Consider the following 23,054-nt stretch of genomic DNA (forward strand, 5'->3'; position numbering starts at 1 on the left):
CGCCTCACCGCGCGCGCAGCACCCGCACCATGAACACGTAGGCGGGTGCGACGAGCACGAGCCCGGCGAGCAGCACGCCCAGCACCGGGCCGGCGATCGCGGCGGGTGCTGCGGTGTCGGCGAGCGCGACGCCGGGCAGCGCGTCCGGGTGCAGCGCAAGCGCCCAACCCGTCAGCAGGCCCAGCGGTGCGGCTGCCGCGGCCACCCTGGCGAGCGAGTACGAGCGCCGCCAGAGCAGCGCGAGCGCGAGCACGCCCGCCGCCGCCGAGGCGGCCACCGCGGGCAACCCGATGCCGCGCAGCTCGGCCGCGAGCGCCGGGGGGAGCAGCGGCAGCGCCGCGAGCGCGAGCAGGCCCGCGACGGTGCCCGCGCCGAGTGCCCTGCGGCGCATCCGGCCCACCAACCCGTCCGCGGGAGATCCGACGCGCTCGGCGTCGCGGGTGAGGAACACCGCCGCCAGGAAGGCGCAGCACGCCACCGCCAGGATCCCCCCGACCAGCGGCAGCGGTGCGAGATAAGGCGCCAGCAGACCCGCCGAGCCGTCCGCGCGCAGGGTGCCGTCCGCCATCGCCCCGGCGGCGGTACCGAACGCGAACGGGGTGAGCAGGGACGACCACGCGAACACGTGTCCCCACGCGCGGGTGCCGCGGACCTCCCCGCCGTAGGTGTGGAAAACGAACGCCGCGCCGCGCAGGACGATCCCGAGCAGCGCCACCGACAGCGGGGCGACGAGCGCGCGCGACAGCGCCCCGAACGCCCCGGGGAAGCCGGTGAACAGCGTGATCACGACGAAGATCAGCCAGACGTGGTTGGCCTCCCAGACCGGGCCGACGGCCTTGACGAGCAGCTCGCGCTGCGCGCGCGAGCGGGTGAGGTGCCACAGCCCCGCGCCGAAGTCGGCGCCGCCGAGGACGGTGTAGGCGCCGAGCCCGGCGAGGACGATCAGGGCGAGCCCATCGGCGGCAGTCATGACCGGCCCTCCCCGGTGGCCGTCGAGAACGACGTTGTGCCGATCTCCGCCGGCGTGTCGCCTGCGTAACGTCGTTCTCGACGGGGCTCCGACGGCTCGGGCGGCTCGGGCGGCTCGGGCGGCTCGGGCGGCTCGGGCGGCTCGGGCGGCTCGGGCGGGTCGGGCGGGGTCGGCCGGCGCGCGAGCCGTCGCAGGATCGCCACGAGCGCGACGGCGAGCACCAGGTAGACCACGGCGGTGACGTAGAGGTAGACCTCGAGCCCGGTCTGCGTGGTCAGCGCCTCGGGGGTGCGCATGACGCGGTAGACGATCCACGGCTGCCGTCCGACCTCGGTGACGACCCACCCGGCCAGCAGCGCCACGAACGGCAACGGCCCGGCGACGGCCATCGCGCGCAGGAACCACACGTTCCCGACGGGCCGCCTGCCGCGCCACCACATCCACGCGGCCCAGACGGCGAGCGCGGCGAGCGCCGTGCCGATCACGACCATGATCTCGAACGACAGGTGGGTGAGGGCCGCCGGTGGCCGGTCCGGCGGCGGGATGGCATCCAGGCCGACGATGCGGGCGTCCGGGTCGAGGTGCATGAGCAGCGACAGCGCGTTCGGGATCTCCAGCGGCCCGAGCCGGAACGGGGCCCCGTCGACGGTCCGCGCGACCCCTTCCATGGCGGCGAACTTCGCGGGCTGGTTCGCGGCGACGGCACGTGCGGCCCAGTCCCCGGCGAGTACCTGCATCGGAGCGGTCGCGAGTCCCATCACCGCGCCTGCGGCGAACCCGCGGCGGTGGTAGCCGTCATCGCGCCCGCGCAGGATCGCCACGGCGTAGACGGCGGCCACCGCGAAGCCGGTGCACATGAGCGCGGCCAGCGCCATGTGCACCATCTGCGGCGCCGCGGTGGGGGCCATGAAGGGCCCGAGGGGCTCGGTGGCCACGAGGTCGCCGTCGGGTCCGGTGACGAGCCCGACCGGGCCGTTCATCCAGGCGTTCGCGGTCGTGACGAACAGCGCCGACGCCATGCCGCCGAGCGCGACGGGGACGGCGCAGAGCAGGTGGACCCGCGGGCTCAGGCGGTCGCGGCCGTAGAGGTAGAGGGCCAGGAAGATCGCTTCGACGAAGAACGCGAACGACTCCAGGGTGAACGACAGCCCGATGGCGGCGCCGAACCGCTCCATGAACGTCGGCCACAGGAGTCCGAACTCGATGGAGAGCACCGTCCCGGAGACGGCGCCGACGGCGAACAGGACGGCGACGGCGCCGGCCCACCGGTGCGCGAGCGCTGTCCAGCGGGGGTCGCCGGTGCGCACGCCGCGCCACTGCGCGGCGAGCATCAGCCACGGCATCCCCACCCCGAGCACCGCGAAGACGATGTGAAAGCTCAGCGAGAGGGCCATCTGCTCGCGCGCCGCGGTCAGGTCGGGGATCATGACCGCACCGTACTTCTACTTCACGTAGAACTTCTACTGGGCGTAGAAGGCTGTGGCAGTCGACACCGGAGGAACGGGGGGGTAGGCGGGGACTACGGTGTACGGATGGCGCCGCCCGAGCCGTCGAGTTTCAACCTCGACGAGCAGCTGTGTTTCGCCCTCTACACCGCCTCACGCGCGATGACGGGGTGCTACCGGCCGCTGCTCGATCAACTGGGACTTACCTACCCGCAGTACCTCGTGATGCTCGTCCTGTGGGAGCGCGGTGAAGCCACCGTCGGAGGCCTCGGCGAGGCACTGCATCTCGAGACCGGCACGCTGTCCCCGCTGCTGAAGCGGTTAGAGGCGGCCGGCCTCATCTGGCGTCGCCGCCGGCCGGACGACGAGCGCTCCGTGCTGATCGGGCTCACCGACGCCGGCCACGCGCTGCGCCGCCGCGCCGACGCCGTGCCGAGCACCGTGGCGGCGGCCACCGGCTTGGACCGGGCGACGATCGAAGAGCTGCGCGAGACGCTCCAGCGGCTGGCGGACACGATCCGCGCCGACGCCGTCCCCGTCCGCTGAGCCGCGCCGTCAGCATCCGGTCGGCGTCGCCCGCACCGTCCCGGCGGGTGGTACCTCGACCGTCTCCGCGGCCCGCGATTCGTCCGGCGACCGATCCCCCGGGCCCGCCTCGGTGCCGAACGTCAGATGGACCCGAACCGTCGTCCCACCCGGCCCGCGGTGCACCCGCACGAGGTCGGCGAGATCGTGGACCAGACGCAGCCCGTGCCCGGTGTCCGACGGCGTGCCCGGCCGCCTGCCCGCCAGGACGTCCGGCAGGAAGCCACGATCCTCGATCTGGCAGACGAGGTGCTCGTCGGTCACCCACACGGTGAGCAGTCCCTGGCCGCCCGCATGCACGATCGTGTTGATCACGAGCTCCTGCACGACGCTGCGCAGGGCGGCGACGCGCACGGGAGGCAGCCCGGCCCGGGCGGCGACGTCGTGGACGAACCGGCGGGCCTGCGCGGGACCGATCGGACCGCCGACGACCTGGATGTCCGATTCGGGCGGTGGCGGGGGCAGCGGCCGGTCGAACATCGCGGCGACGGCCACGGGGTCGGCGTAGTCCAGGCTGTGCCACCGACGCCCGCCCTCGATGAGCACGGGATGGGTACGGGCGGCGTCGTGGATCCGCCCGCCGTCGAGGCTCGTGGTGTCGTAGGGGCAGAGCACGGATGCCGGCGCGTCCTGGAGGGCGACGTTGATCAGCGCCTCGTGCTCGGCACAGGCGGGGTACTCGTCGTCGGAACGGCCGGGCCAGATCGGCTCCCCGACGATCCGTACCCGACGGCCCGGATGCTCCCCGACGAACGCGCCGAGCACGCTTCCGATGATGCGTCCGGGGTTTCGGCCCGCACGCCGCATGTCGACCATGTGCACGGCCGCGCGCTCGGCGGGGGCCAGCTCCTCGCGCACGGCGCCGAGGTTGGGCTCGGGGACGGCGACCAGCGTGGGTTCGCCCCGCTCCAGCCCCTCGCGGACGAATCCGACCACGCCCGCGAGGTAGTCGTCCTGGTCGGTGTAGTACAGCGCCGGGTGCCACAGGCCGGCCGGACGTTCCTTCACGGGCGCCGTCATCGCCGCACCGCCTCCGTCGCTGGGCAGGTTTCGGGTTCGCCGGCCGGGCCGGCCAAGGGTGTCACGCTGCGTGCCGAGTGCAGCGGCGTACGGAGCGAGGAGCGTACTCCGGCCGGGGACGGGCGTTCAGTCACCCCACGTTCGGTGTCGCGCTGTGCAAGCGGATCATGTCAGGGCGTGGTCGCGGCGGGAAGTGGCCGGGACGGCCGAGGATGGCACAGTGCTCCGCATGGGAACGCTTGTGCTGCTGCGCCACGGCCAGAGTGTCTGGAACGCCGAGAACCTGTTCACCGGCTGGGTGGACGTGCCTCTGTCCGAGCTCGGCGAGCAGGAGGCGCGCCGCGGCGGGGAGCTGCTCCGCGAGGCGGGCCTGCTGCCCGACGTCGTGCACACATCCCTGCTGCGCCGGGCGATCTCGACGGCGAACCTCGCCCTGGACGCCGCGGACCGCCACTGGATCCCGGTGAAGCGGGACTGGCGGCTCAACGAGCGCCACTACGGCGCCCTGCAGGGCAAGAACAAGAAGCAGACCCTCGACGAGTTCGGCGAGGAGCAGTTCATGCTCTGGCGCCGCTCCTACGACGTCCCGCCGCCGCCGATCGAGCCGGGCTCGCAGTGGAGCGAGGACGGCGACCCGCGCTACGCCGGGCTCGGTGACGCCCTGCCGCGCACCGAGTGCCTCGCCGACGTCGTGGTGCGGTTCCTGCCCTACTGGGAGCAGGAGGTCGTGCCCGACCTGCTGGCCGGGAAGGTGGTGCTGCTCGCCGCACACGGCAACTCGCTGCGTGCCCTGGTCAAGCACCTCGACGGGATCTCCGACGACGACATCGCGGGCCTCAACATCCCGACCGGCATCCCGCTGCGCTACGACCTGGACGCCGGCCTGCGACCCACCGTCCGCGGCGGCGTCTACCTCGACCCGGACGCGGCGAGGACGGCCGCGGCCGCGGTGGCCGCCCAGGGCCGCTGACCCGGGCGCGGCCGGGCACGATCACCGTCCGGGCGCGAGAGGCGACCCAGGGTGTCGCATCCCGCACCGGGCGTGCCGGTCCGGGCCGGCCGGCCGCGCACCGCGAATCGACCGGGTGAACGGGTGGTGAACGAAGGGCGAAAAGTCGCTCGCTGCGACGTCGCCATCGTCACGCCGCGCTGTTCGGGCTGGTGGTCGGCCCACCCTTCGCGCTTACGATTCGGAGCGTGATGGCGTGGGTGCTGGTCGCGATCGTGGCCGCGCTGCTCGGCGGTGCGGTCGGTGTGATGTTCGCCCGGCACCGCGGCAGCGTCCCGAGCCACCTCCCGAGCCCTGGCCCGCCGGCCGCCAAGTCCCGCGCCGCACCGGTGCTGGAGGAGCTGTTGGAGCGCGTCTTCCAGTCCTCGGGTGCGGGCCTCGCCGTCCTCGCGCGCTCCGGCGACGTCGTGCTGTACAACACCCGGGCCGTGGAGCTGGGCGTCGTGTCCGGCGGCAGGCCCGATCCGCGGGCGTGGGCGGCCTGCCAGGAGGCGCTGCAGTCCGGCCGGTCCGCCGACGTCGACCTCTCCCCGCTGGACCGCCGTGGCCGCGGCCCGTCGGCGGTGGCGGCGCACGTCCGGCCGCTCGGCGAGGGCTACACGCTCGTCGAGGCCGAGGACACCTCCGAGGCCGTGCGCCTGGAGGCCACCCGGCGCGACTTCGTCGCCAACGTCAGCCATGAGCTGAAGACCCCGGTCGGGGCGGTGGGCCTGCTCGCCGAGGCGGTGCTCGACGCCGCGGACGACCCTGCCGAGGTGCACCGGTTCGCCACGAAGATCCTCAAGGAGTCGACGCGGTTGGGTGCGATGGTCACCGAACTGATCGCGCTGTCGCGGCTCACCGGCGCCGAGCGGCTGCCGGAGCTGGCCGCCGTGGAGGTCGACGGCGTGGTGGCGGACGCGCTGGCCCGCTGCCGCATCTCCGCGGAGTCCACCGGGATCGAGATCCACGTGGACCGGGCGAGCGGCCTCGAGGTCGACGGCGACCACACGTTGCTGGTCACGGCCCTGGCGAACCTCGTCGAGAACGCCATCGCCTACTCCCCGCGCGACGCCCCGGTCTCCGTCACCCGCCGCCGGGCCGGCGACTCGGTCGAGATCTCCGTGACCGACCGGGGCATCGGCATCGCCGCGGAACACCAGCAGCGGGTGTTCGAGCGCTTCTTCCGCGTCGACCCGGCCCGTTCGCGCGCCACCGGCGGCACCGGGCTGGGCCTCGCGATCGTCAAGCACGTGCTGGCCAACCACGGTGGGGAGGTGCGCTTGTGGAGCACACCCGGTACCGGCTCCACCTTCACCATGCGGCTGCCCGCGCACGTTGCGGCGAAGCCCGCCGAACCCGCCGCAGAGCCCCCGGTCACCACAGATCCGGTCCGCGACCCCGTGAGGACGACATGACGAGGGTGCTCATCGTGGAGGACGAGGAGTCCTTCGCCGATCCGCTGGCGTTCCTCCTCCGCAAGGAGGGGTTCACCACCGCGATCGCCGCCACCGGCCAGGACGCCCTCGTGGAGTTCGACCGCAACGGTGCCGACATCGTGCTGCTCGACCTCATGCTCCCCGGCATGAGTGGCACGGACGTCTGCAAGGCGCTGCGCACCCGCTCGTCGGTTCCGGTGATCATGGTGACGGCCCGGGACAGCGAGATCGACAAGGTCGTCGGGCTGGAGCTGGGCGCCGACGACTACGTCACCAAGCCGTACTCCGCCCGCGAGCTGATCGCCCGGGTGCGTGCGGTGCTGCGCCGCGGATCCGACGCGGCCACCGAGGACGCGCCGGGCTGGGGCGGCGGGGCCGTGCTGGAGGCGGGCCCGGTGCGGATGGACGTCGAGCGCCACGTCGTGAGCGTGCGCGGCGCGGACGTGGCGCTCCCCCTCAAGGAGTTCGACCTGCTCGAGTACCTGCTGCGCAACGTCGGGCGGGTCCTCACCCGCGGCCAGCTCATCGACCGGGTGTGGGGGGCGGACTACGTCGGCGACACCAAGACCCTCGACGTCCACGTCAAGCGCCTGCGCTCGAAGGTCGAGATCGACCCGTCCACGCCGCGCCACCTCGTCACGGTGCGCGGCCTCGGCTACAAGTTCGAGTCCTGAGGGGCCGCCGTGCGCCTCGGCGTGCTCGACGTCGGATCCAACACCGTCCACCTGCTCGTCGTCGACGCCCACCGTGGCGGCCACCCGACGCCGATGAGCTCGCAGAAGGCGCAGCTGCGCCTCGCGGAGCACCTGGACCGCGCGGGGGCGCTCAGCCGCGAGGGCGCGGACGCCCTGGTCGCGGCGGTCCACCGGGCCCACGAGGCGGCCGCGGTTGCCGACTGCGCCGAGGTGCTGGCGTTCGCGACGTCCGCCCTGCGCGATGCCACGAACTCGGCCGCCGTGCTCGCCAGGGTCCGCGCCGAGACCGGGGTCTCACTGCAGGTGCTCCCCGGCGAGGACGAGGCCCGCTACACGTTCCTCGCCGTCCGCCGCTGGTACGGATGGTCGGCGGGGCAGCTGCTGGTGCTCGACATCGGCGGTGGTTCCCTTGAGCTCGCCGTCGGCCTCGACGAGCTGCCCGCCACCGCGGCGTCCCTGCCGCTGGGCGCGGGCAGGCTCACCCGCGAGTGGTTCGCGGGCGACCCACCCACCCGCGGCGAGATCGACGCCCTGCGCGCCTTCCTCGACGCCGAGCTCGCCCCGGTCGGGCGTCGGCTGCGTCGCAGCGGCGTGCTCGAACTCGCCGTGGGTACCTCGAAGACGTTCCGGTCGCTCGCCCGCCTCGCCGGGGCGGCGCCGTCGGGCGCGGGGCCACGGGTGCGACGCATGCTCACCGAGGCCGGGCTGCGCCAGGTCGTGGCCTTCATCACGCGGATGTCGGCCGCCGATCTCGCCGATCTCGAAGGCGTGAGCCCCGGACGGGCCCACCAGCTCGTCGCCGGCGCGCTCGTCGCCGCGGCCGCGATGCGCGCCCTGCGCGTCGACCGGCTCGAAATCTGCCCTTGGGCGCTGCGTGAAGGGGTCATCCTGCGCCGGCTCGACACCCTCGACGGCTCTGCACACCCACGCCAGACGCAGAGCGACCGTTCGGCGCAGGGCGCATCCGATGGACTTGGTCGCCTGTCGCCGTTCGAGGCACGGTGGACCGGATGACTTCCGACACCGAGCGGCCCCGCCAACGCACCGTCGCCGAGCTCCTGGCGGAGCACGGCGATGCCGCCTCGTCGTCCCGCCGCCGCCGCCGGCGCACCTCGGACGACGAGAACGCCGAGTCGGTCGCGACGGTCGGGGTCACCGCGGCCACCGGTCAGGTCGGTGGGCAGCGCACCGCGCCGGGCCACCCCCCCGCCCCGGAGACACCGCAGCCCCGCCAGCCCTCGTACGGGCAGTCGGGCACCGACGACAGGCTCGAGGCCTACCGTGCCGTCTCCCGCCCGCTGCCACCGGAGACGCCCACGGACGTGATGCCGCGCGTCCCCGCGTCCACCCCGCCTGCCGCGTACGAGCCCGGCTACCAGCAGTGGTCGCAGGGTGGCGGCCCGGACGTCGAGGCCACCGGCCCGATCGCTCAGGTCGCGGAGGCGGCCGGAGCCACGGCGGCAGGGAGCGCCGAGGCGACCACGGCCGTCCCGGCCCGCGCGCCGGAGGACGGCGGCCCGCCCACCGAGTTCGCCCCGCGCGTCCAGGACCAGGACGATGAGGACGCCCACGAGTGGGACGAGGACTGGTCGGACGACCAGTGGGACGACGAGCAGCACGCGGGTGCGGACCAGCACGACAGGGATCGGCGCCGCGGGGCCGACGGCGACGGGGCGGAGGGCCCGCCGACCGGCTTCTACGACGTCGAGTCCGAGGAGTACGGAAAGGTCGGCACGGCCGAGGACGGCGAGGCCCCGGGTCTCGCCGAGGAGGACGCCGAGGCCGAGCACGATCCGGATGCGCAGGAGGAGCGGGCGCCCCGCTCCGGGCCGTCGTGGCCCGCCGTCATCGCGCAGTGGATCGCCGGGGCGATCGGCGGTGCGGCCCTCTGGGTGGCGTTCCGCTACCTCTGGAAGGGCTTCCCGATCGTCGCGGTCGCCGCGGCGCTGCTGGTCACCGTAGGACTGGTGATCATCGTGCGCGGCCTGCTGCACAACCGCGACCTCCGCACCACGATCTTCGCGGTCCTCGTCGGGTTGCTGCTGACGGCTTCACCTGCCGTGCTTGTGCTGATCGGACGCTGACGAAGAGGATGGCGGGGTGGCTGCACCCGCCATCCCGGTCGCCTTGTCCACGGCCTCGGTCTACCCCGAGTCGGTGCGGGCGGGTTTCGAGCTGGCCGCCGAGCTGGGCTACGACGGCGTCGAGCTGATGGTGTGGACGGACCCGGTGAGCCAGGACATGGCGGCGGTCGGGCGGCTCGCCGAGCGCTTCGCGATCCCGGTCGTGGCGGTGCACGCGCCGTGTCTTGCCGTCACCCAGCGGGTGTGGGGTGCCGACCCGGTGCAACGGCTGCGGCGCTCGGTGGCGGTCGCCGCCGATCTCGGCGCACGCACCGTCGTCCTGCACCCGGCGTTCCGCTGGCAGCGACGCTACGCGGACGTGTTCGCGGAGGAGGTGGCGCGGGCGGGTACGTCCTGCGGTGTGCTGCTGACGGTGGAGAACATGTTCCCGGTGACGCGCGGCAGGGTCACGGCCACGCCCTACGACCCGGGGCACGATCCCACCGCGGTCGGCTACGCCCACTACACACTCGACCTGTCGCACACCGCCGTCGCGGGCGACGACGCGCTCGCGATGCTGCGGCGGATGGGGGAGGGGCTCGCGCACCTGCACCTCGGCGACGGCACCGGCGCCCACCGCGACGAGCACCTCGTCCCGGGCCGCGGCACGCAGCCGTGTGCCGAGGTGCTGCAGCGGCTGGCCGACGCCGGTTTCGGTGGCGTGGTGGTCGCGGAGATCAACACCCGCGGCTGTCGCACCCGCTACGAGCGGGCCGCGATGCTCGCCGAGACGCTGCTGTTCGCGCGGCTGCACCTGCAGGCGTCCGGCGCGGCGAGCGCCCCCGGGGCGTCCGTCCCGTCCTGAGTGACCGTCGAGAACGACGTTGTGCAGCCCGGGAGGCCCCCGGACGCTGCATATCGTCGTTCTCGACGGGGGCACCCCGGCTACGGTGCCCGCATGACTCGGATCGCGGTGCTCGGGGCAGGCAAGATCGGTGAGGCGTTGCTGGCGGGCCTGCTCGCGGCGGGGCGTGCCCCGGCCGACCTCGTGTTCAGCGAGCGGCATCCGGAGCGCGCCGCGGAGCTGACCGCGCGGCTGGGCGTCCCTTCCGCCGACATCGCCACCGCGGTGGCGGAGGCCGAGATGGTCGTCGTGGCGGTCAAGCCGCAGGACATCGCGCCCGTGCTGGACGAGCTCGCGGCCTCGCTGAAGCCGGCCACCGCCGTGGTGTCGCTGTGCGCGGGCCTGCCGACCTCCCGGTTCGAGGCGGTGCTGCCCACCGGGACGTCCGTCGTCCGGGTCATGCCGAACACCCCGATGCTCGTGGGGGAGGCGATGAGCGCGGTGTCGCCCGGCACCCACGCCACCGAGGAGCACCTCATCGCGGTGGAGAAGATGCTCGGCGCGGTCGGCCGGGTCGTCCGGGTGCCGGAGACGCAGCAGGACGCGGTCACCGCGCTGTCCGGCTCGGGGCCCGCCTACTTCTTCTTCCTCGTCGAGGCCATGATCGACGCGGGGATCCTGCTGGGGCTGCCGCGGGCGGTGGCCGCGGACCTCATCGTGCAGTCCGCGTTCGGTGCCGCGCGGATGCTGCGCGAGTCCAGCGACCACCCGGTGATCCTCCGCGAGGCCGTCACCTCGCCGGCGGGTACGACCATCGCGGCCATCCGGGAGCTGGAACGCCACGGCGTCCGGGCGGCGCTGATCGACGCGATCGAGGCCGCCCGGGACCGATCGGTGGAACTGGGGCGCCCCACGAGCTGATCACCGATACGCGCCAATCAGTCCCCCGGACGGGTGGGGGTCCGTGTCCACCGCGTGACGGTCAACGCTAGGCTGACCGGCGGTCGGCGCCGAAGGTGGGATCGGTGCCCGTGACCTCCAGGAGGTCGGATGGCACCGGAAGAGATCGCCCGGCTGGGTGGCACCCTGACGGTGGCCGAGGTCGCGGCGCGTATGCAGGTCTCGAAGATGACGGTGTACCGGCTCGTGCACTCCGGCGAGCTCCCCGCGGTGCGCGACGGGCGGTCGTTCCGGGTGTCCCGCTCGGCGGTGGAGGAGTACCTGCGCACGGTCTGGTCCGACGCCGGATAGACTCGGCCCGACGCGCGCGCCGGCGGGCGGTCGCCGGGACCTCCGGCGCGGGTCCCGGCGCCGCACATCCGGTTCGATCCAGGAGGACGTCGACGCATGGGTTCGGTCATCAAGAAGCGCCGCAAGCGGATGTCGAAGAAGAAGCACCGCAAGCTGCTGCGCAAGACCCGCGTGCAGCGTCGCAAGCTCGGCAAGTAGGGCGGTCCCGGGCGGTGGGCATCGCGCCGCACCGCCCGGATCGGGCCTGCGATCCTTTGGTCACACCGTGTCGTGGCCGTGGTGCGGATCGGTCTAGCATCGGGCACTCACGTCGAACGTCTTTCGTGAGGCTCTGCTTGTGACCCCTAGTGTCGTACTCGTCTCCGGCGTCAGCCGGTTCCTCGGGGGGCACCTGGCTGCCCGGCTGGCTGCCAATCCGGGGATCGACCGCGTGCTCGGCGTCGACACGGTCCCGCCGTCGCGGGACATGCTGCGCCGGATGGGCCGCGCCGAGTTCGTCCGGGCCGACATCCGCAACCCCCTCATCGCCAAGGTCGTCGCGAACGCGAACGTCGACACCGTCGTGCACGCGTCGCTGTCGGCAAGCCCCGGCTCGTCCGGGGGGCGCACGGTGATGAAGGAGATGAACGTCATCGGCACGATGCAGCTGCTCGCGGCGTGCCAGAAGGCACCGTCGGTGCGCCGCGTCGTGCTGAAGTCCAGCACGGCGGTCTACGGGTCGAGCCCGCGCGACCCGGCCCTCTTCGACGAAGCCACGACGCCGAAGGACATGCCGTCGGGCGGCTACGCCAAGGACACCGTCGAGATCGAGGGCTACCTGCGGGGCTTCGGCCGCCGCCGCCCGGACGTCTCGGTCACCGTGCTGCGGTTCGCGAACTTCATCGGCCCCCGCATCGAGACCGTGCTCACCCGCTACTTCGCGCTGCCGGTCGTGCCGACGGTGCTCGGCTACGACGCCCGCGTGCAGCTCCTGCACGAGGAGGACGCGCTCGCCGTCCTGGAGCGGGCGACCGCCGAGGACCTCCCGGGCGTGTTCAACGTCGCTGCGGACGGGGTGCTGCTGCTGTCGCAGGCCATCCGCCGGGCCGGGCGGGTCCCGGTGCCGGTCCCTGGCCTCGCCGTCGGGCCGGTCAGCAGGCTCTTCCGCGGTGCCGGGCTCGTGGACTTCTCGCCCGAGCAGATGCGCTTCCTCAACTTCGGCCGGGTCGTCGACACCACCAGGCTGCGTGAGGGCTTCGGTTTCGAACCGAGGTGGACCACCATGCAGGCCTTCGACGACTTCGTCCGCGGCCGGGGCCTGAACCCGGTCGTCTCGCCCGCCCGTGTCGAGTCGCTGGAACGCTGCGTGCTCGACATGGCCCGTTGCATGCGACGTGAGTCGCCGGAGAGGACATGACCGTGCCGGAGGGGCGCAACGGATCGGCGGTCGGCGTGCGGGCCGCAGAAGGGGCGCGGGTCATCCCGCTGCGCCCGGACGGGGAGAACCGCCGCTGGCGCCTCGGTGCGGAGCCGCGGGGCCGGGCCGTACGGCGACCCGCCCGCCCGATCGCGGTGGCGGAGCCCGAACCCGCGCCCGAGGCCGAGCCCGCCGCCTGGGAGCAGGCGCTGGAGGAGGCGCTCGCGTTCCTGAGGAGGCGCGTCGAGGGCGACTACACGGTGGACGAGTTCGGCTTCGACCGCGACCTCAACGAGCACGTCATCCTGCCCGTGCTGCGCCCGCTGTACCGGCACTGGTTCCGCGTCGAGACCATCGGCATGCACCACGTACCGGACACCGGCGGTGCGCTCGTCGTCGCGAACCACGCCGGCACGCTGCCGCTGGACGCGATGATGACGGCCGTCGCGCTGCACGACGAGCACCCGGCGCAGCGCAACCTGCGGATGCTCGGTGCCGATCTCGTGTTCCGCACCCCGCTGATCGGCTCGATCGCGCGCAAGCAGGGCAGCACGCTGGCCTGCAACCCCGACGCCGAGCGCCTGTTGCGCACCGGTGAGCTGGCCGGGGTGTGGCCCGAGGGGTTCAAGGGCATCGGCAAGTCGTTCGCGGACCGCTACAAGCTGCAGCGGTTCGGACGCGGCGGCTTCGTCTCCGCAGCGCTGCGCACCCGCGTCCCGATCATCCCGTGCTCCATCGTGGGCTCCGAGGAGATCTACCCGAAGATCGGCGAGCTCACCCCCGTGGCCCGGCTGCTGGGCCTGCCGTACTTCCCGATCACGCCGACGTTCCCGCTGCTCGGGCCGCTGGGTGCGGTGCCCCTGCCGTCCAAGTGGTACATCGAGTTCGGTGAGCCGATCCGCACGGACGAGCTGGGACCCGCGGCCGCCGAGGACCCGATGCTCGTGTTCAACCTCACCGACCAGGTGCGCGAGACCATCCAGCACACGCTCTATCGGTTGCTCGCGCAGCGGCGCAGCGCCTTCCTCGGGTAGCGCTTCCGCGGGAAGGAGCTACTTCTTGCGGTAGGCCAGCCCGGCCGCCACCGCCCCGGCGACCGCGCCCGCGCCGAGCACGGACGGGACCGCGATCCGGGTGGCCTTGCGGCCCGTGCGGAAGTCCCGGACCTGCCACGCCCGCTGCTTGGCGAGATCGCGCAGCTGCGAGTCCGGGTTGACCGCCACCGCGGTGCCCACGGCGGAGAGCATCGGCACGTCGTTGATGGAGTCCGAGTAGGCCGTGCACCGGCGCAGGTCCAGCCCCTCGGTCGCGGCCAGCGCCCGCACCGCGTGCGCCTTCGCCGGGCCGTGCAGGATCTCGCCGACCAGCCGGCCCGTGTAGTGGCCGTCCACGCTCTCCGCGACGGTGCCGAGCGCCCCGGTGAGCCCCAGCCGCCGCGCGATGATCAGTGCCAGCTCGACGGGCGTGGCGGTGACGAGCCAGACCCGCTGGCCCGCGTCCAGGTGCATCTGCGCCAGCGCGCGCGTGCCGGCCCAGATCCTGTCCGCCATCAGCTCGTCGTAGATCTCCTCGCCGAGGGCCAGAACCTCGGCGACGCTGCGCCCGGCGACGAACGACAGCGCCGTGTCCCGTCCGGTGGTGGTGCTGTACTTCGTCTCCCGGCCCCCGACGCGGAACTTCACCTGCTGCCAGGCGAAGCCCACGAGATCGGACGTGGTGAAGAACTTGCGTGCCGCGAGCCCCCGGGCAAAGTGGAAGATCGATGCACCGACCATCATCGTGTTGTCGACGTCGAAGAACGCCGCTGCGGTGAGATCGGTCAGCGGGACGTCCGGCGGGCTCTCCCCGGCGGCGACGGCCGCGGCGGCCGATGCCTCCCCGGCGCGGACCGCAGGATCGTCGGCGGTCGCGGCGACGATGACGTCGGCGGCCTCGGTGATCCCCGCCACCTCGGCGCGCCCGTTGCGCTCCTCGCCCGTCACCGTCCCGTCCCCCGCTCGCGCTCGACCGATCCGCCCACGCCGGGCGGGCCTCCAGCCTAGGTGACGATGAGGGCCGCACCCGTGCGGGTGCGGCCCTCATCGCAGTCCTGCAGCGGCCGCGATCAGCCGATTGTGAGCGGCGGCATGCCGGGCAGCAGCGGCGGGAGCGTGACCGGTGCGCCGGGCAGGGGCAGCGGTACGCGCGGGTTCTGGGTGTCCTGTGTGGCCGCCGGGTCCTGCGGCGTGGCCGTCGCCGGGTTCTCCGGGTCCGTGACGAGCGGCGTGCCGTCCGGCTGGAGGCCGGGGAGGCCTTCCTCGGGCGTCGCCGACGGATCGGCCGGGTGCGCGGAGGAGTCTGTGCCCGCGCCGGGCGCACCGTTGCGCTGCACGGGCCCCTGCGGGGTGATCCGGTCCGGCCTGTCGGCGCCGCTTCCCGTCCGGGGCGAGTCGGAGCTCAGGGACTCCTTGCCGATCAGGCCGTCCAGCAGCGCGAGCGAGGTGTCCGTGGCGGGCAGCGCGGGATCCGGCAGGGACGGGCGGAGCGCAGAGAGCCGGGCCGACTGCGTCGCCGCCCAGGCGTGCAGGGCGTCGTCGCCGCCGCCGCTCAGCAGCGCGCGCGATCCCTCGTTGGTGGCGAGGTCGAACTCCGACATCGCCACGCGCACGACCTGAGGATCGATCCCGGACCCGCCCAGCGCGACGAGCCGTTCGAGCTCGCCGATCCGCAGTGCCGCGAGCTCGAGGTTGCGTTGGGCGCGCTCCGCGTCGTCGAACGTCATCGCGAGGCTCGCGGCCTCGGCGGCCCGCTTGAGCGGGTAGAGCGTCTGGCCGGGCAGGGCGTCCTGGCTGACGAACACACCCGTGCCGGTGAACGCGACCAGCACGAACAGCGCCGCGGAGCCGACCACGCCCGCGCGGCGGGCGATACCGGGACGCTCGCCGGCGAGCCGACTGCGCCCGGCACGGCCCATGGCCTCGCGCTTCATCGCCGCCGGCAGCGCGTGCCGGCCGCGGCGCGAGCGGCCCGCGAGCGGGGTGACGGCGGCGAGCGGGGTGTCGCTGGATCCGTCCGCCTCCTCCTGGGCATCGTCGAAGGCGTCGTCGTACGGGTCGTCGAGGGCCTCGACACGGGCCTCCCCGGCGACCGGCTCGTCGCGGACGGTCGGGATCGGCGAGGTCGGGTCCGCCGCGGTGACGGCCGGGAAGGCGACGACCCGGCCGCCTGCGCCGGGCGCATCCGGCTGCTCGGGTGTGCTGCGCTCGGCGAGCATCGCCATGAGCCGTTGCTTGGCCCGGGCCTTCTCGTCGGCGCGCGGCGCGTGGGCGTCCGTCCCGGACCGCAGCATCGCCATGGCCTCGTCGTGCGAGGCCAGCGTGCCCTCGCGCGAGCGCAGCCGTGCCACGATCGCCAGCTCGCGTGCCAGATCGGCGTCGCTGCCGGCGGACAGGGGGGATCGCCCCGAGTCCACTGCCGCGGCGAACCTCTCCGCTGCGTCCTTGCCCCGTTCGGCGGGCATGTTGGCCGTCCTCACTGCATCCCTGCGTTTCCACTCGGCACCGCGCCGTGCTGACCTCGCTCGACACAACGAGCCGAGGGCCGCCGGGTTACGGGGCAGGTACCGTTCATCGCATCGGGTTGTTCGTTCGCCGCAACCGTAACGGGGAGGACTTCCCCGTCGATATGCACGGAGTTCATCGCAGACCCTCCGGTAGGAGCTGGGCGAGGCGCCGGACCGCGCGGTGCTGGAGCGCCTTGACGGCGCCCTCGTTGCGGTCCATGATGCGCGCCGTTTCGGCCACGGAGAGCCCCTGCAGGAAGCGCAGCTCGATGCACTGCTGCTGGTCGGGGTTGAGCTTGCGGACGCATCGCAGCAGCTCGTCGTTGGTGGCGCCGTCCAGGACCTGCTGCTCGGGGCCGCCGGTGGGCGGTGAGATCTCCACCATCTCCGCCGTGGTGGTCTCGAGCCGGTACCGGCTCGACTTCACGTGGTCGAAGATCAGGTTGCGGGCGATCGTGACGAACCAGGCGCCGATGTCCTTGCCCTGGTAGTTCACCGAGCTGATCCGGCGCAGCGCGCGCAGGAACGTCTCCTGGGTGATGTCCTCGGCGAGGATGCGGTCGCCCATCCGGAACAGCACGTACCGGAAGACGACGTCGTAGTAGCGGTCGAAGAGCAGGCTGAAGGCGTCCATGTCGCCGGCCTGCGAAGCCCTGACGAGTGCCCACGCACCCTGGTCCGCGCCGTGGTCGCCGTCGTCGGGGAGCGTCTCGGGGTTCACGTCCTGGGCTGCCGGTTCGGGGGCGGGGGCGACCGGGCGCTGCAGGGGGAGCGGGCGCCCGTCGGCGGGACTCGCGGCGTGGCCGGTCACGTGCCCGGGGGCGGGAGGGGGAGCGGCCCGGCCGTCGCGTGGGCCGCCCGGCATCGGGTGGCCCGGCGCCGCTCGGGCCGGTGGGGCGGGCGGAGCGGGTGTCGGGCCCCCGGGCAGTGGCGGCCCGGGGGCCCGGACCGGTGCCGGTGCAGCTGCGGCACGCGGGGGGTGGTGCGGGGGTGGACCGACGCGGGGAGCGGTGGTCGACGGCATCTGTACCTCCCCACCCGCCGGTGGGCGGGTGGTCTCGGTGCGGAGCAACCGGATCGGATGCATCGGAGCGGTCATGCCTCCCGACCGGCCCGCGGGCCAAGTGCGGTCGCACGCCGGGGGACGTGCGGTCTGGAGACAGGGGGCATGCCACTCCCTCGGGTGAGTTCGCGCGACGAGTTCGGGGCTTCGTCCGTTGAGCGAGCTGTAGCGGCGGAGCATACGACCGGACGTCCACGGGGGAACCCGCACCGCCGTTCGCCGCGTGGGGGAACCGGTGAGCGGGCCACTACGCGCGGTCAGCGTCACAATCGGGAGCGTGATCGGCACCATGTGCGGGCACGTCTCGCCCGTTCGCCCGTACGCCGGTCGTCGCGGACCGCCGATCGCCGGTCCGCGCCACCCGCCGATCGCCGACCCGTCCCGGGTCGAGGCCCTGGAGGACCTGTGACGCCCGCCGCCGATGTCCCCGCCGATGTCCCCGCCGAGGTCCGTGTCCTCGTCTACACCCGCAGCGGCTGCACGGCCTGCGTCGCCGCCGAACGCGACGTCGAGCGCGTCTGCGGCGAACTCGGCCAGGGCTGGGCCGCGGTCGACGTCGACACGGACCCGGAGCTGCGTGCCGAGTACGGCGACCGCGTCCCGGTGATCATGGTCGACGGCCGCGAGCACGGCTTCTGGCGCGTCGAGGAGCCGCGGCTGCGGGCGGCGCTCGGCGGCTGACCGGGCCGGGCGCCGGCGGGCCGTTCGCGCGGCAGGCGGCGGCACGCGAACGGGCAGCGGCACGCGGGGCCGCCGGCCGCTCCCGGACGGACTCACCCGGGTGACCTTCCCCGGGCGGTGAGCGACGCCACAGGGCGTGCGGTGCGGCGAGCGGGCGCCCGCAGGCGACCACCGGCCGACGCGCGTCTGCCGGGCCCGGGAGGACCCGGGCGGGCACGTCGAGGTTCAAGATCGCAACTTTGTGCGTGCCTTCACAAGCGGCTACCGTGACTTCCGGTCGTCGTCAAGGCCCCTCCGGGATTCCGGACGCGAGCGCGGAGGCGACCGTCGCACCATGTACTCGAGGAGTCAGCCCGTGACGTTGCCGCCGCACGCCGGCCCCGGCTCCGACCCGGGCATCGGTGGAGCCGTCGCCCCGGGCGGCTCCCCGCTCCGGTCGGTCCCGGAGGCGAGCGTGGTACGGCTCGCGCTGTACCTGCGGGTGCTCGGCGAGCTCGCCGAGCAGGGCACGGAGACGGTCTCCAGCGACGAGCTCGCGGGCGCCAGCGGCGTGAACCCGGCGAAGCTGCGCAAGGACCTCTCCTACATCGGTTCCTACGGCATCCGCGGCGTCGGCTACGAGGTCGCCCCGCTGCTGCGCCACCTCGAACACAGCCTCGGCCTCACGCAGCGCCAGGCCGTCGCCCTGGTCGGCGTCGGCAACCTCGGCCACGCGCTGGCCGGCTACGCCGGCTTCGCCGGGAACGGCTTCCCCGTCGTCGCCCTCTTCGACATCGACCCGGACCTCGTCGGGGTCGGGATCAACGGGATCCTCATCGACCACGTCGACGAGCTCCGGCGGGTGTGCGCCGAGCGCGGCGTCACGATCGGGATGATCGCCACTCCCGGCCAGGCGGCCCAGGGCGTGTGCGACCAGCTGGTGGCCTGCGGCGTGCGGTGCATCCTCAACTTCGCCCCCGCGGTGCTCCAGGTGCCCGACGACGTGGACGTCCGCAAGGTCGACCTCGCGGTCGAGCTGCAGGTGCTGGCCTTCCACGTCGCCCGGAGGCACCTGGCGGCCGCCGAGGGGCCCCTCAACGTGGTCGCCCAGGCCGCCGCGGCCGCCATCAACGGCGCGGGGCGCCGTGTCACGGGAGGAACGTCATGAGCGTGCTCGTCGTCGGGCTGTCGCACCGCAGCGCGCCCGTCGAGGTGCTGGAACGCGCCGCCGTCGGCGCGCACGAGGTCCCCAAGCTGCTCGACGAGGCGCTCAAGGGTGCCCATGTCAGCGAGGCCGTGCTGCTGTCGACGTGCAACCGGATCGAGGTCTACGCCGTGGTCGACGCCTTCCACGGCGGCCTCGGCGACGTCTCCGCGGTGCTCGCCCGCCATGCCGGCCTCCCGATGAGCGAGCTCACCGAGCACCTCTACGTCCACTACGCCGGTTCCGCGGTGCAGCACCTGTTCGCGGTGTCGTCCGGGCTGGACTCGATGGTCGTCGGCGAGGCGCAGATCCTCGGTCAGCTCCGGGCCGCGTACGCCACCGCCCGCACGTCCGGCACGGTCGGGCGCGTCCTGCACGAGCTCGCGCAGCAGGCCCTGCGCGTCGGGAAGCGGGTGCATTCCGAGACCGGGATCGACGCGGCGGGGGCGTCCGTGGTCGCCGAGGCGCTCGCCGACGCCGACGTCGCGCTGGAGGGCCTGGCCGGCCGCCGCGCCGTCGTCGTCGGGGCGGGGGCGATGGGGGCGCTCGCGGCCGCACACCTGCGCCGCGCCGGGGCGTCCGAGATCGTCGTGCTGAACCGCTCGCCGGAGCGCGCGCGGCGGCTCGCGGACATCACCGCTGGGCACGGCACGCCCGCCCGCGCGGGCGGTCTGGGCGATCTCACCGTCGAGCTGGCCGACGCGGACGTGATGGTGGTCTCCACGGGAGCCGTCGGAACGGTCGTGGACCGCGACACGGTCGCGGCGGCCGTCGCACAGCGTGCGGGTCGCCCGCTCGCGGTCTGCGACCTCGGCCTGCCCCGGGACGTGGACGGGCGCGTCACGGAGCTCCCGGGCGTCACCGTCGTGGACCTGGCCGCGCTGCAGCGCCGCCTCTCCGACCGCACCCAGGGCGCGGCCGTCGAGAGCGCCCAGCGGCTCGTCGCGGCCGAGGCGCAGGCCTACCTCGCCGCGCAGCGTTCCGCGGAGGTCACGCCGACCGTCACCGCGCTGCGCCAGCGCGCGTCCGAGGTGATCGACGCCGAGCTGCTGCGCCTGGCGTCGCGGTTGCCCGACCTCGACCCGGGCGTGCGCGAGGAGTTCGCCCGCACCGTCCGCCGGGTCGTCGACAAGCTGCTGCACACGCCCACGGTGCGGATCAAGCGCCTCGCCGAGGGGCCGGACGGCAGCAGCTACGCCCATGCGCTGCGCGAGCTGTTCGAACTGGACCCGCAGACCCCGGCCGCCATGGCCATCCAGCGCAGCGGCGACGTCCTCGCCGCGCTGGAGGCCGCAGCGAGCGTCGGCGAGCGGCGCGCAGCGGCATCGGGCACGCCGCTGCCCCACGGCGACGAGGAACCCGTCCGATGACGGTCCGCACGCCCGCGCTGCGGCTCGGTACCCGCCCCAGCGCGCTCGCGCTCGCGCAGAGCGGCCTGATCGCCGAGCGGATCCGTGCTGCGGGCCGCGACGTCGAGCTCGTCGAGATCCGCACGCCCGGCGACCGGTCCACCGCGCCCGTCACCCAGCTCGGTGTCGGCGTGTTCGTCTCCGCGCTGCGCGACGCCCTGGTGGACGGGGCGTGCGACCTCGCCGTCCACTCCTACAAGGACCTGCCCACCGCGCCGGATCCGCGGCTCGTGCTCGCCGCCGTCCCGCCGCGGGAGGACCCGCGCGACGCGCTGGTCGCCCGGGACGGGCGTGTGCTCGGCGAGCTGCGCCCCGGCTCCCGGGTCGGCACGGGGTCGCCGCGGCGGATCGCCCAGCTCGCCGCCCTCGGCCTGGGCCTGGAGCTCGTCCCGATCCGCGGCAACGTCGACACCCGGATCGGAAAGGTCGTCTCCGGCGATCTGGACGCCGTCGTCGTCGCCGCCGCCGGGCTGCGCCGCCTCGGGCGCATCGACGAGGCCACCGAGCTGCTGGACCCGCTGCAGATGCTGCCCGCACCCGCCCAGGGGGCGCTCGCCGTCGAGTGCCGTGCGGAGGACCGGGAGCTGGCGGACTTCCTCGCCACCACCCTCGAGGACCGCCCGACGCGCGCCGCCGTCGCCGCCGAGCGGGCCGTCCTCGCCACCCTGGAGGCGGGCTGCAGCGCGCCCGTGGGCGCGCTCGCCGACATCGTCAGCGATCTCGACGACGACGGCCGCGCCGTCGACCGGGTGTCGCTGCGGGCCGTCGCCGGAACCACGGACGGGGAGCTGGTACGCGCCTCCGTCACCGGAGAACTCGACAACGCCGAGAAGCTGGGGGCCGCCCTCGCCGCCGAGCTTCTCGACCTGGCCGGCGACACGCTGCCGGCCGCCACGAATGCTGGATCGGGAGCCAACGGATGAACACACCCCCCACCGCCGGACGCATCGCCTTCGTGGGCAGCGGCCCCGGCGATCCCGGCCTGCTGACGCTGCGCGCCCGCGACGCGCTCGCCGCAGCCCCGATCGTCGTGACCGATCCGGACGTCCCCGACGCGATCCTCGCCCTGGCCGCGGAGGGTGCGGAGACCCGACCCGCCGTCGGCGAGCCCGCCGACGTCGCCAAGACCATGGTCGAGGACGCCCGGTCCGGTCGCTCGGTCGCTCGCCTGGTGTCCGGCGACCCGCTCACCACGGACTCGGTCGTCGCCGAGGCCCGCGCGGTCGCCGAGGCAGGCATCGCGTTCGACCTCGTCCCCGGCGTCCCGGCCGCCACCGCCGTCCCCGCGTACGCGGGCGTCCCGCTCGGCTCGGCCCACACGGAGGCCGACGTGCGCGGCAGCGGGGTGGACTGGGCGCGGCTCGCCGCGGCCCCCGGGCCTCTCGTGCTGCACGCCGCCCCGGCGCACCTGGCGGAGGTCTCGTCCGCGCTGGTCGAGCACGGTCGCTCGGCGGACACCCCGGTCGCCGTCACCGCGAGCGGCACCGCCCCGACCCAGAAGACGGTGCAGGCCACCATCGGCACCGTCGCGGCGGCCGCGGGTGCCGCGGACCTCACCGGACCGGTCGTGCTGACCGTCGGGGAGGAGGTGGCGCTGCGCTCCGAGCTCTCCTGGTGGGAGTCGCGCTCCCTCTACGGCTGGCGCGTCCTCGTCCCGCGCACCAAGGACCAGGCGGGTGCCATGACCGAGCGCCTCGCCGTCCACGGTGCGATCTCCGAGGAGGTGCCGACCATCGCGGTCGAGCCGCCCCGCTCGCCCACGCAGATGGAGCGCGCGGTCAAGGGCCTCGTCGACGGCCGGTACCAGTGGGTGATCTTCACCTCCACCAACGCGGTCAAGGCCGTGTGGGAGAAGTTCGCCGAGTTCGGTCTGGACGCCCGCGCCTTCTCCGGCGTCAAGATCGCCTGCGTCGGCACGGCGACGGCCGAGCGGGTCGCGGCCTTCGGCATCGTCCCGGAGATCGTGCCGGACGTCTCCGAGGCGCAGGAGTCGTCGTCCGAGGGCCTGCTGAAGATCTTCCCGCCCTACGACGACGTCCTGGACCCGGTGGACCGCGTCCTGCTGCCGCGGGCCGACATCGCCACCGAGACGCTCGCCGCCGGCCTGCGCGAGCGCGGCTGGGAGATCGACGACGTCACCGCGTACCGCACCGTGCGCGCCGCGCCGCCGCCCGCCCCGATCCGCGAGGCCATCAAGACCGGTGGGTTCGACGCGGTGTGCTTCACCTCGTCGTCCACGGTGCGCAACCTCGTCGGGATCGCGGGCAAGCCGCACGCCCGCACGATCGTCGCGTGCATCGGCCCGCAGACCGCCGAGACGGCCCGCGAGTTCGGCCTGCGCGTCGACGTCCAGCCCGCAGAGGCGCGCGTGCCCGCGCTGGTGGACGCCCTGGCCGCGCACGCCGCGAAGCTGCGTGCCGAGGGGGCCCTGCCGCCGCCGCGGAAGGTGAAGGCCCGCCGCCGCTGACCCGGCGCGCTGAG

General features: G+C 74.2%; 24 protein-coding genes. 18 read left to right on the forward strand and 6 right to left on the reverse strand.

Annotation, left to right across the window (positions count from 1 at the left end):
* Window positions 1–4: 4 nt before the first annotated feature.
* Both AB7J25_RS04635 and AB7J25_RS04640 read right to left on the reverse strand, forming a co-directional pair.
* Window positions 5–970 (reverse strand): cytochrome d ubiquinol oxidase subunit II, encoded by a 966-nt coding sequence (locus AB7J25_RS04635; protein ID WP_428505368.1) that lies wholly within the window; start codon window positions 968–970, stop codon window positions 5–7.
* Window positions 967–2,397, reverse strand: a complete 1,431-nt coding sequence (locus tag AB7J25_RS04640; RefSeq protein ID WP_428505370.1) for a cytochrome ubiquinol oxidase subunit I — start codon at window positions 2,395–2,397, stop codon at window positions 967–969. Before AB7J25_RS04640 ends, AB7J25_RS04635 begins: the two co-directional genes overlap by 4 nt.
* A 105-nt stretch (window positions 2,398–2,502) precedes the next feature.
* Here AB7J25_RS04640 and AB7J25_RS04645 point away from each other — a divergent pair, with 105 nt between their 5' ends.
* Window positions 2,503–2,961, forward strand: coding sequence for a MarR family winged helix-turn-helix transcriptional regulator (locus tag AB7J25_RS04645; protein WP_428505372.1), 459 nt, complete (start codon window positions 2,503–2,505; stop codon window positions 2,959–2,961).
* 9 nt (window positions 2,962–2,970) lie between these two features.
* Here the strand turns inward: AB7J25_RS04645 and AB7J25_RS04650 are convergent, their stop codons facing one another.
* Window positions 2,971–4,020 carry an anti-sigma factor RsbA family regulatory protein gene (locus AB7J25_RS04650; protein ID WP_428505374.1) on the reverse strand — a complete coding sequence of 350 codons (1,050 nt, stop codon included), beginning with the start codon at window positions 4,018–4,020 and terminating at the stop codon, window positions 2,971–2,973.
* A 220-nt stretch (window positions 4,021–4,240) separates the two neighbouring features.
* Between AB7J25_RS04650 and AB7J25_RS04655 the strand changes: the two genes are divergently transcribed.
* The 11 genes from AB7J25_RS04655 to AB7J25_RS04705 all read left to right on the forward strand — a co-directional run bounded on the left by AB7J25_RS04655 (window position 4,241) and on the right by AB7J25_RS04705 (window position 13,730).
* A complete protein-coding gene (locus AB7J25_RS04655; RefSeq protein ID WP_428505376.1) occupies window positions 4,241–4,990 on the forward strand; it encodes a phosphoglyceromutase in 750 nt (249 codons plus the stop codon).
* Window positions 4,991–5,220: 230 nt separating this feature from the next.
* Window positions 5,221–6,426: a sensor histidine kinase gene (locus AB7J25_RS04660; protein WP_428505531.1), complete on the forward strand. Its 1,206-nt coding sequence runs from the start codon at window positions 5,221–5,223 to the stop codon at window positions 6,424–6,426.
* On the forward strand, window positions 6,423–7,121 hold the full coding sequence (locus tag AB7J25_RS04665) for a response regulator (protein WP_428505378.1): 699 nt from the start codon (window positions 6,423–6,425) through the stop codon (window positions 7,119–7,121). Before AB7J25_RS04660 ends, AB7J25_RS04665 begins: the two co-directional genes overlap by 4 nt.
* A 9-nt stretch (window positions 7,122–7,130) precedes the next feature.
* Window positions 7,131–8,156: a hypothetical protein gene (locus AB7J25_RS04670; protein ID WP_428505380.1), complete on the forward strand. Its 1,026-nt coding sequence runs from the start codon at window positions 7,131–7,133 to the stop codon at window positions 8,154–8,156.
* A complete protein-coding gene (locus tag AB7J25_RS04675; protein WP_428505382.1) occupies window positions 8,153–9,226 on the forward strand; it encodes a hypothetical protein in 1,074 nt (357 codons plus the stop codon). The genes AB7J25_RS04670 and AB7J25_RS04675 overlap by 4 nt, the downstream gene beginning before the upstream one ends.
* Window positions 9,227–9,242: 16 nt before the next feature.
* Window positions 9,243–10,070 carry a sugar phosphate isomerase/epimerase family protein gene (locus AB7J25_RS04680; protein WP_428505384.1) on the forward strand — a complete coding sequence of 276 codons (828 nt, stop codon included), beginning with the start codon at window positions 9,243–9,245 and terminating at the stop codon, window positions 10,068–10,070.
* 93 nt (window positions 10,071–10,163) lie between these two features.
* Window positions 10,164–10,970 carry a pyrroline-5-carboxylate reductase gene (gene proC, locus AB7J25_RS04685; protein ID WP_428505386.1) on the forward strand — a complete coding sequence of 269 codons (807 nt, stop codon included), beginning with the start codon at window positions 10,164–10,166 and terminating at the stop codon, window positions 10,968–10,970.
* A 129-nt stretch (window positions 10,971–11,099) separates the two neighbouring features.
* Window positions 11,100–11,300: a helix-turn-helix domain-containing protein gene (locus tag AB7J25_RS04690; RefSeq protein ID WP_428505388.1), complete on the forward strand. Its 201-nt coding sequence runs from the start codon at window positions 11,100–11,102 to the stop codon at window positions 11,298–11,300.
* Window positions 11,301–11,396: 96 nt separating this feature from the next.
* Complete coding sequence (locus tag AB7J25_RS04695) at window positions 11,397–11,498, forward strand: 30S ribosomal protein bS22 (protein ID WP_010241351.1); 102 nt, start codon at window positions 11,397–11,399, stop codon at window positions 11,496–11,498.
* A 139-nt stretch (window positions 11,499–11,637) separates the two neighbouring features.
* A complete protein-coding gene (locus AB7J25_RS04700) occupies window positions 11,638–12,696 on the forward strand; it encodes an NAD-dependent epimerase/dehydratase family protein (protein ID WP_428505390.1) in 1,059 nt (352 codons plus the stop codon).
* On the forward strand, window positions 12,693–13,730 hold the full coding sequence (locus tag AB7J25_RS04705; protein ID WP_428505392.1) for a lysophospholipid acyltransferase family protein: 1,038 nt from the start codon (window positions 12,693–12,695) through the stop codon (window positions 13,728–13,730). The genes AB7J25_RS04700 and AB7J25_RS04705 overlap by 4 nt, the downstream gene beginning before the upstream one ends.
* 18 nt (window positions 13,731–13,748) lie before the next feature.
* Here the strand turns inward: AB7J25_RS04705 and AB7J25_RS04710 are convergent, their stop codons facing one another.
* The 3 genes from AB7J25_RS04710 to AB7J25_RS04720 all read right to left on the reverse strand — a co-directional run bounded on the left by AB7J25_RS04710 (window position 13,749) and on the right by AB7J25_RS04720 (window position 16,958).
* Window positions 13,749–14,636, reverse strand: coding sequence for an HAD family hydrolase (locus tag AB7J25_RS04710; protein ID WP_428505533.1), 888 nt, complete (start codon window positions 14,634–14,636; stop codon window positions 13,749–13,751).
* A gap of 164 nt (window positions 14,637–14,800) precedes the next feature.
* Window positions 14,801–16,195 (reverse strand): DUF5667 domain-containing protein, encoded by a 1,395-nt coding sequence (locus AB7J25_RS04715; protein ID WP_428505394.1) that lies wholly within the window; start codon window positions 16,193–16,195, stop codon window positions 14,801–14,803.
* Between the two features lie 175 nt (window positions 16,196–16,370).
* Window positions 16,371–16,958 (reverse strand): sigma-70 family RNA polymerase sigma factor, encoded by a 588-nt coding sequence (locus AB7J25_RS04720; RefSeq protein WP_428505535.1) that lies wholly within the window; start codon window positions 16,956–16,958, stop codon window positions 16,371–16,373.
* A gap of 619 nt (window positions 16,959–17,577) precedes the next feature.
* Here AB7J25_RS04720 and AB7J25_RS04725 point away from each other — a divergent pair.
* The 6 genes from AB7J25_RS04725 to AB7J25_RS04750 all read left to right on the forward strand — a co-directional run bounded on the left by AB7J25_RS04725 (window position 17,578) and on the right by AB7J25_RS04750 (window position 23,040).
* Window positions 17,578–17,709 (forward strand): hypothetical protein, encoded by a 132-nt coding sequence (locus tag AB7J25_RS04725; RefSeq protein WP_428505396.1) that lies wholly within the window; start codon window positions 17,578–17,580, stop codon window positions 17,707–17,709.
* Window positions 17,706–17,981, forward strand: a complete 276-nt coding sequence (locus tag AB7J25_RS04730) for a glutaredoxin family protein (RefSeq protein WP_428505398.1) — start codon at window positions 17,706–17,708, stop codon at window positions 17,979–17,981. The genes AB7J25_RS04725 and AB7J25_RS04730 overlap by 4 nt, the downstream gene beginning before the upstream one ends.
* A 355-nt stretch (window positions 17,982–18,336) precedes the next feature.
* On the forward strand, window positions 18,337–19,128 hold the full coding sequence (locus tag AB7J25_RS04735; protein WP_428505400.1) for a redox-sensing transcriptional repressor Rex: 792 nt from the start codon (window positions 18,337–18,339) through the stop codon (window positions 19,126–19,128).
* Window positions 19,125–20,534: a glutamyl-tRNA reductase gene (locus AB7J25_RS04740; protein WP_428505402.1), complete on the forward strand. Its 1,410-nt coding sequence runs from the start codon at window positions 19,125–19,127 to the stop codon at window positions 20,532–20,534. The genes AB7J25_RS04735 and AB7J25_RS04740 overlap by 4 nt, the downstream gene beginning before the upstream one ends.
* Window positions 20,531–21,496 (forward strand): hydroxymethylbilane synthase, encoded by a 966-nt coding sequence (hemC, locus tag AB7J25_RS04745; RefSeq protein WP_428505405.1) that lies wholly within the window; start codon window positions 20,531–20,533, stop codon window positions 21,494–21,496. Before AB7J25_RS04740 ends, hemC begins: the two co-directional genes overlap by 4 nt.
* On the forward strand, window positions 21,493–23,040 hold the full coding sequence (locus AB7J25_RS04750) for a uroporphyrinogen-III synthase (RefSeq protein ID WP_428505407.1): 1,548 nt from the start codon (window positions 21,493–21,495) through the stop codon (window positions 23,038–23,040). Before hemC ends, AB7J25_RS04750 begins: the two co-directional genes overlap by 4 nt.
* The last annotated feature ends 14 nt before the right edge of the window (window positions 23,041–23,054 follow it).

Origin of the sequence: Pseudonocardia sp., assembly GCF_050246655.1 — a bacterium.
In the GTDB taxonomy this organism is placed as follows: Bacteria; Actinomycetota; Actinomycetes; order Mycobacteriales; family Pseudonocardiaceae; genus Pseudonocardia.

Excerpts from the sequence above, each read along its gene's own strand:
- AB7J25_RS04635 (WP_428505368.1), bottom strand. The coding sequence starts at position 970 with ATGACTGCCGCCGATGGGCTCGCCCTGATCGTCCTCGCCGGGCTCGGC.
- AB7J25_RS04640 (WP_428505370.1), bottom strand. The coding sequence starts at position 2,397 with ATGATCCCCGACCTGACCGCGGCGCGCGAGCAGATGGCCCTCTCGCTG.
- AB7J25_RS04645 (WP_428505372.1), top strand. The coding sequence starts at position 2,503 with ATGGCGCCGCCCGAGCCGTCGAGTTTCAACCTCGACGAGCAGCTGTGT.
- AB7J25_RS04650 (WP_428505374.1), bottom strand. The coding sequence starts at position 4,020 with ATGACGGCGCCCGTGAAGGAACGTCCGGCCGGCCTGTGGCACCCGGCG.
- AB7J25_RS04660 (WP_428505531.1), top strand. The coding sequence starts at position 5,221 with ATGGCGTGGGTGCTGGTCGCGATCGTGGCCGCGCTGCTCGGCGGTGCG.
- AB7J25_RS04665 (WP_428505378.1), top strand. The coding sequence starts at position 6,423 with ATGACGAGGGTGCTCATCGTGGAGGACGAGGAGTCCTTCGCCGATCCG.
- AB7J25_RS04675 (WP_428505382.1), top strand. The coding sequence starts at position 8,153 with ATGACTTCCGACACCGAGCGGCCCCGCCAACGCACCGTCGCCGAGCTC.
- proC (WP_428505386.1), top strand. The coding sequence starts at position 10,164 with ATGACTCGGATCGCGGTGCTCGGGGCAGGCAAGATCGGTGAGGCGTTG.
- AB7J25_RS04690 (WP_428505388.1), top strand. The coding sequence starts at position 11,100 with ATGGCACCGGAAGAGATCGCCCGGCTGGGTGGCACCCTGACGGTGGCC.
- AB7J25_RS04695 (WP_010241351.1), top strand. The coding sequence starts at position 11,397 with ATGGGTTCGGTCATCAAGAAGCGCCGCAAGCGGATGTCGAAGAAGAAG.
- AB7J25_RS04705 (WP_428505392.1), top strand. The coding sequence starts at position 12,693 with ATGACCGTGCCGGAGGGGCGCAACGGATCGGCGGTCGGCGTGCGGGCC.
- AB7J25_RS04715 (WP_428505394.1), bottom strand. The coding sequence starts at position 16,195 with ATGCCCGCCGAACGGGGCAAGGACGCAGCGGAGAGGTTCGCCGCGGCA.
- AB7J25_RS04740 (WP_428505402.1), top strand. The coding sequence starts at position 19,125 with ATGAGCGTGCTCGTCGTCGGGCTGTCGCACCGCAGCGCGCCCGTCGAG.
- hemC (WP_428505405.1), top strand. The coding sequence starts at position 20,531 with ATGACGGTCCGCACGCCCGCGCTGCGGCTCGGTACCCGCCCCAGCGCG.
- AB7J25_RS04750 (WP_428505407.1), top strand. The coding sequence starts at position 21,493 with ATGAACACACCCCCCACCGCCGGACGCATCGCCTTCGTGGGCAGCGGC.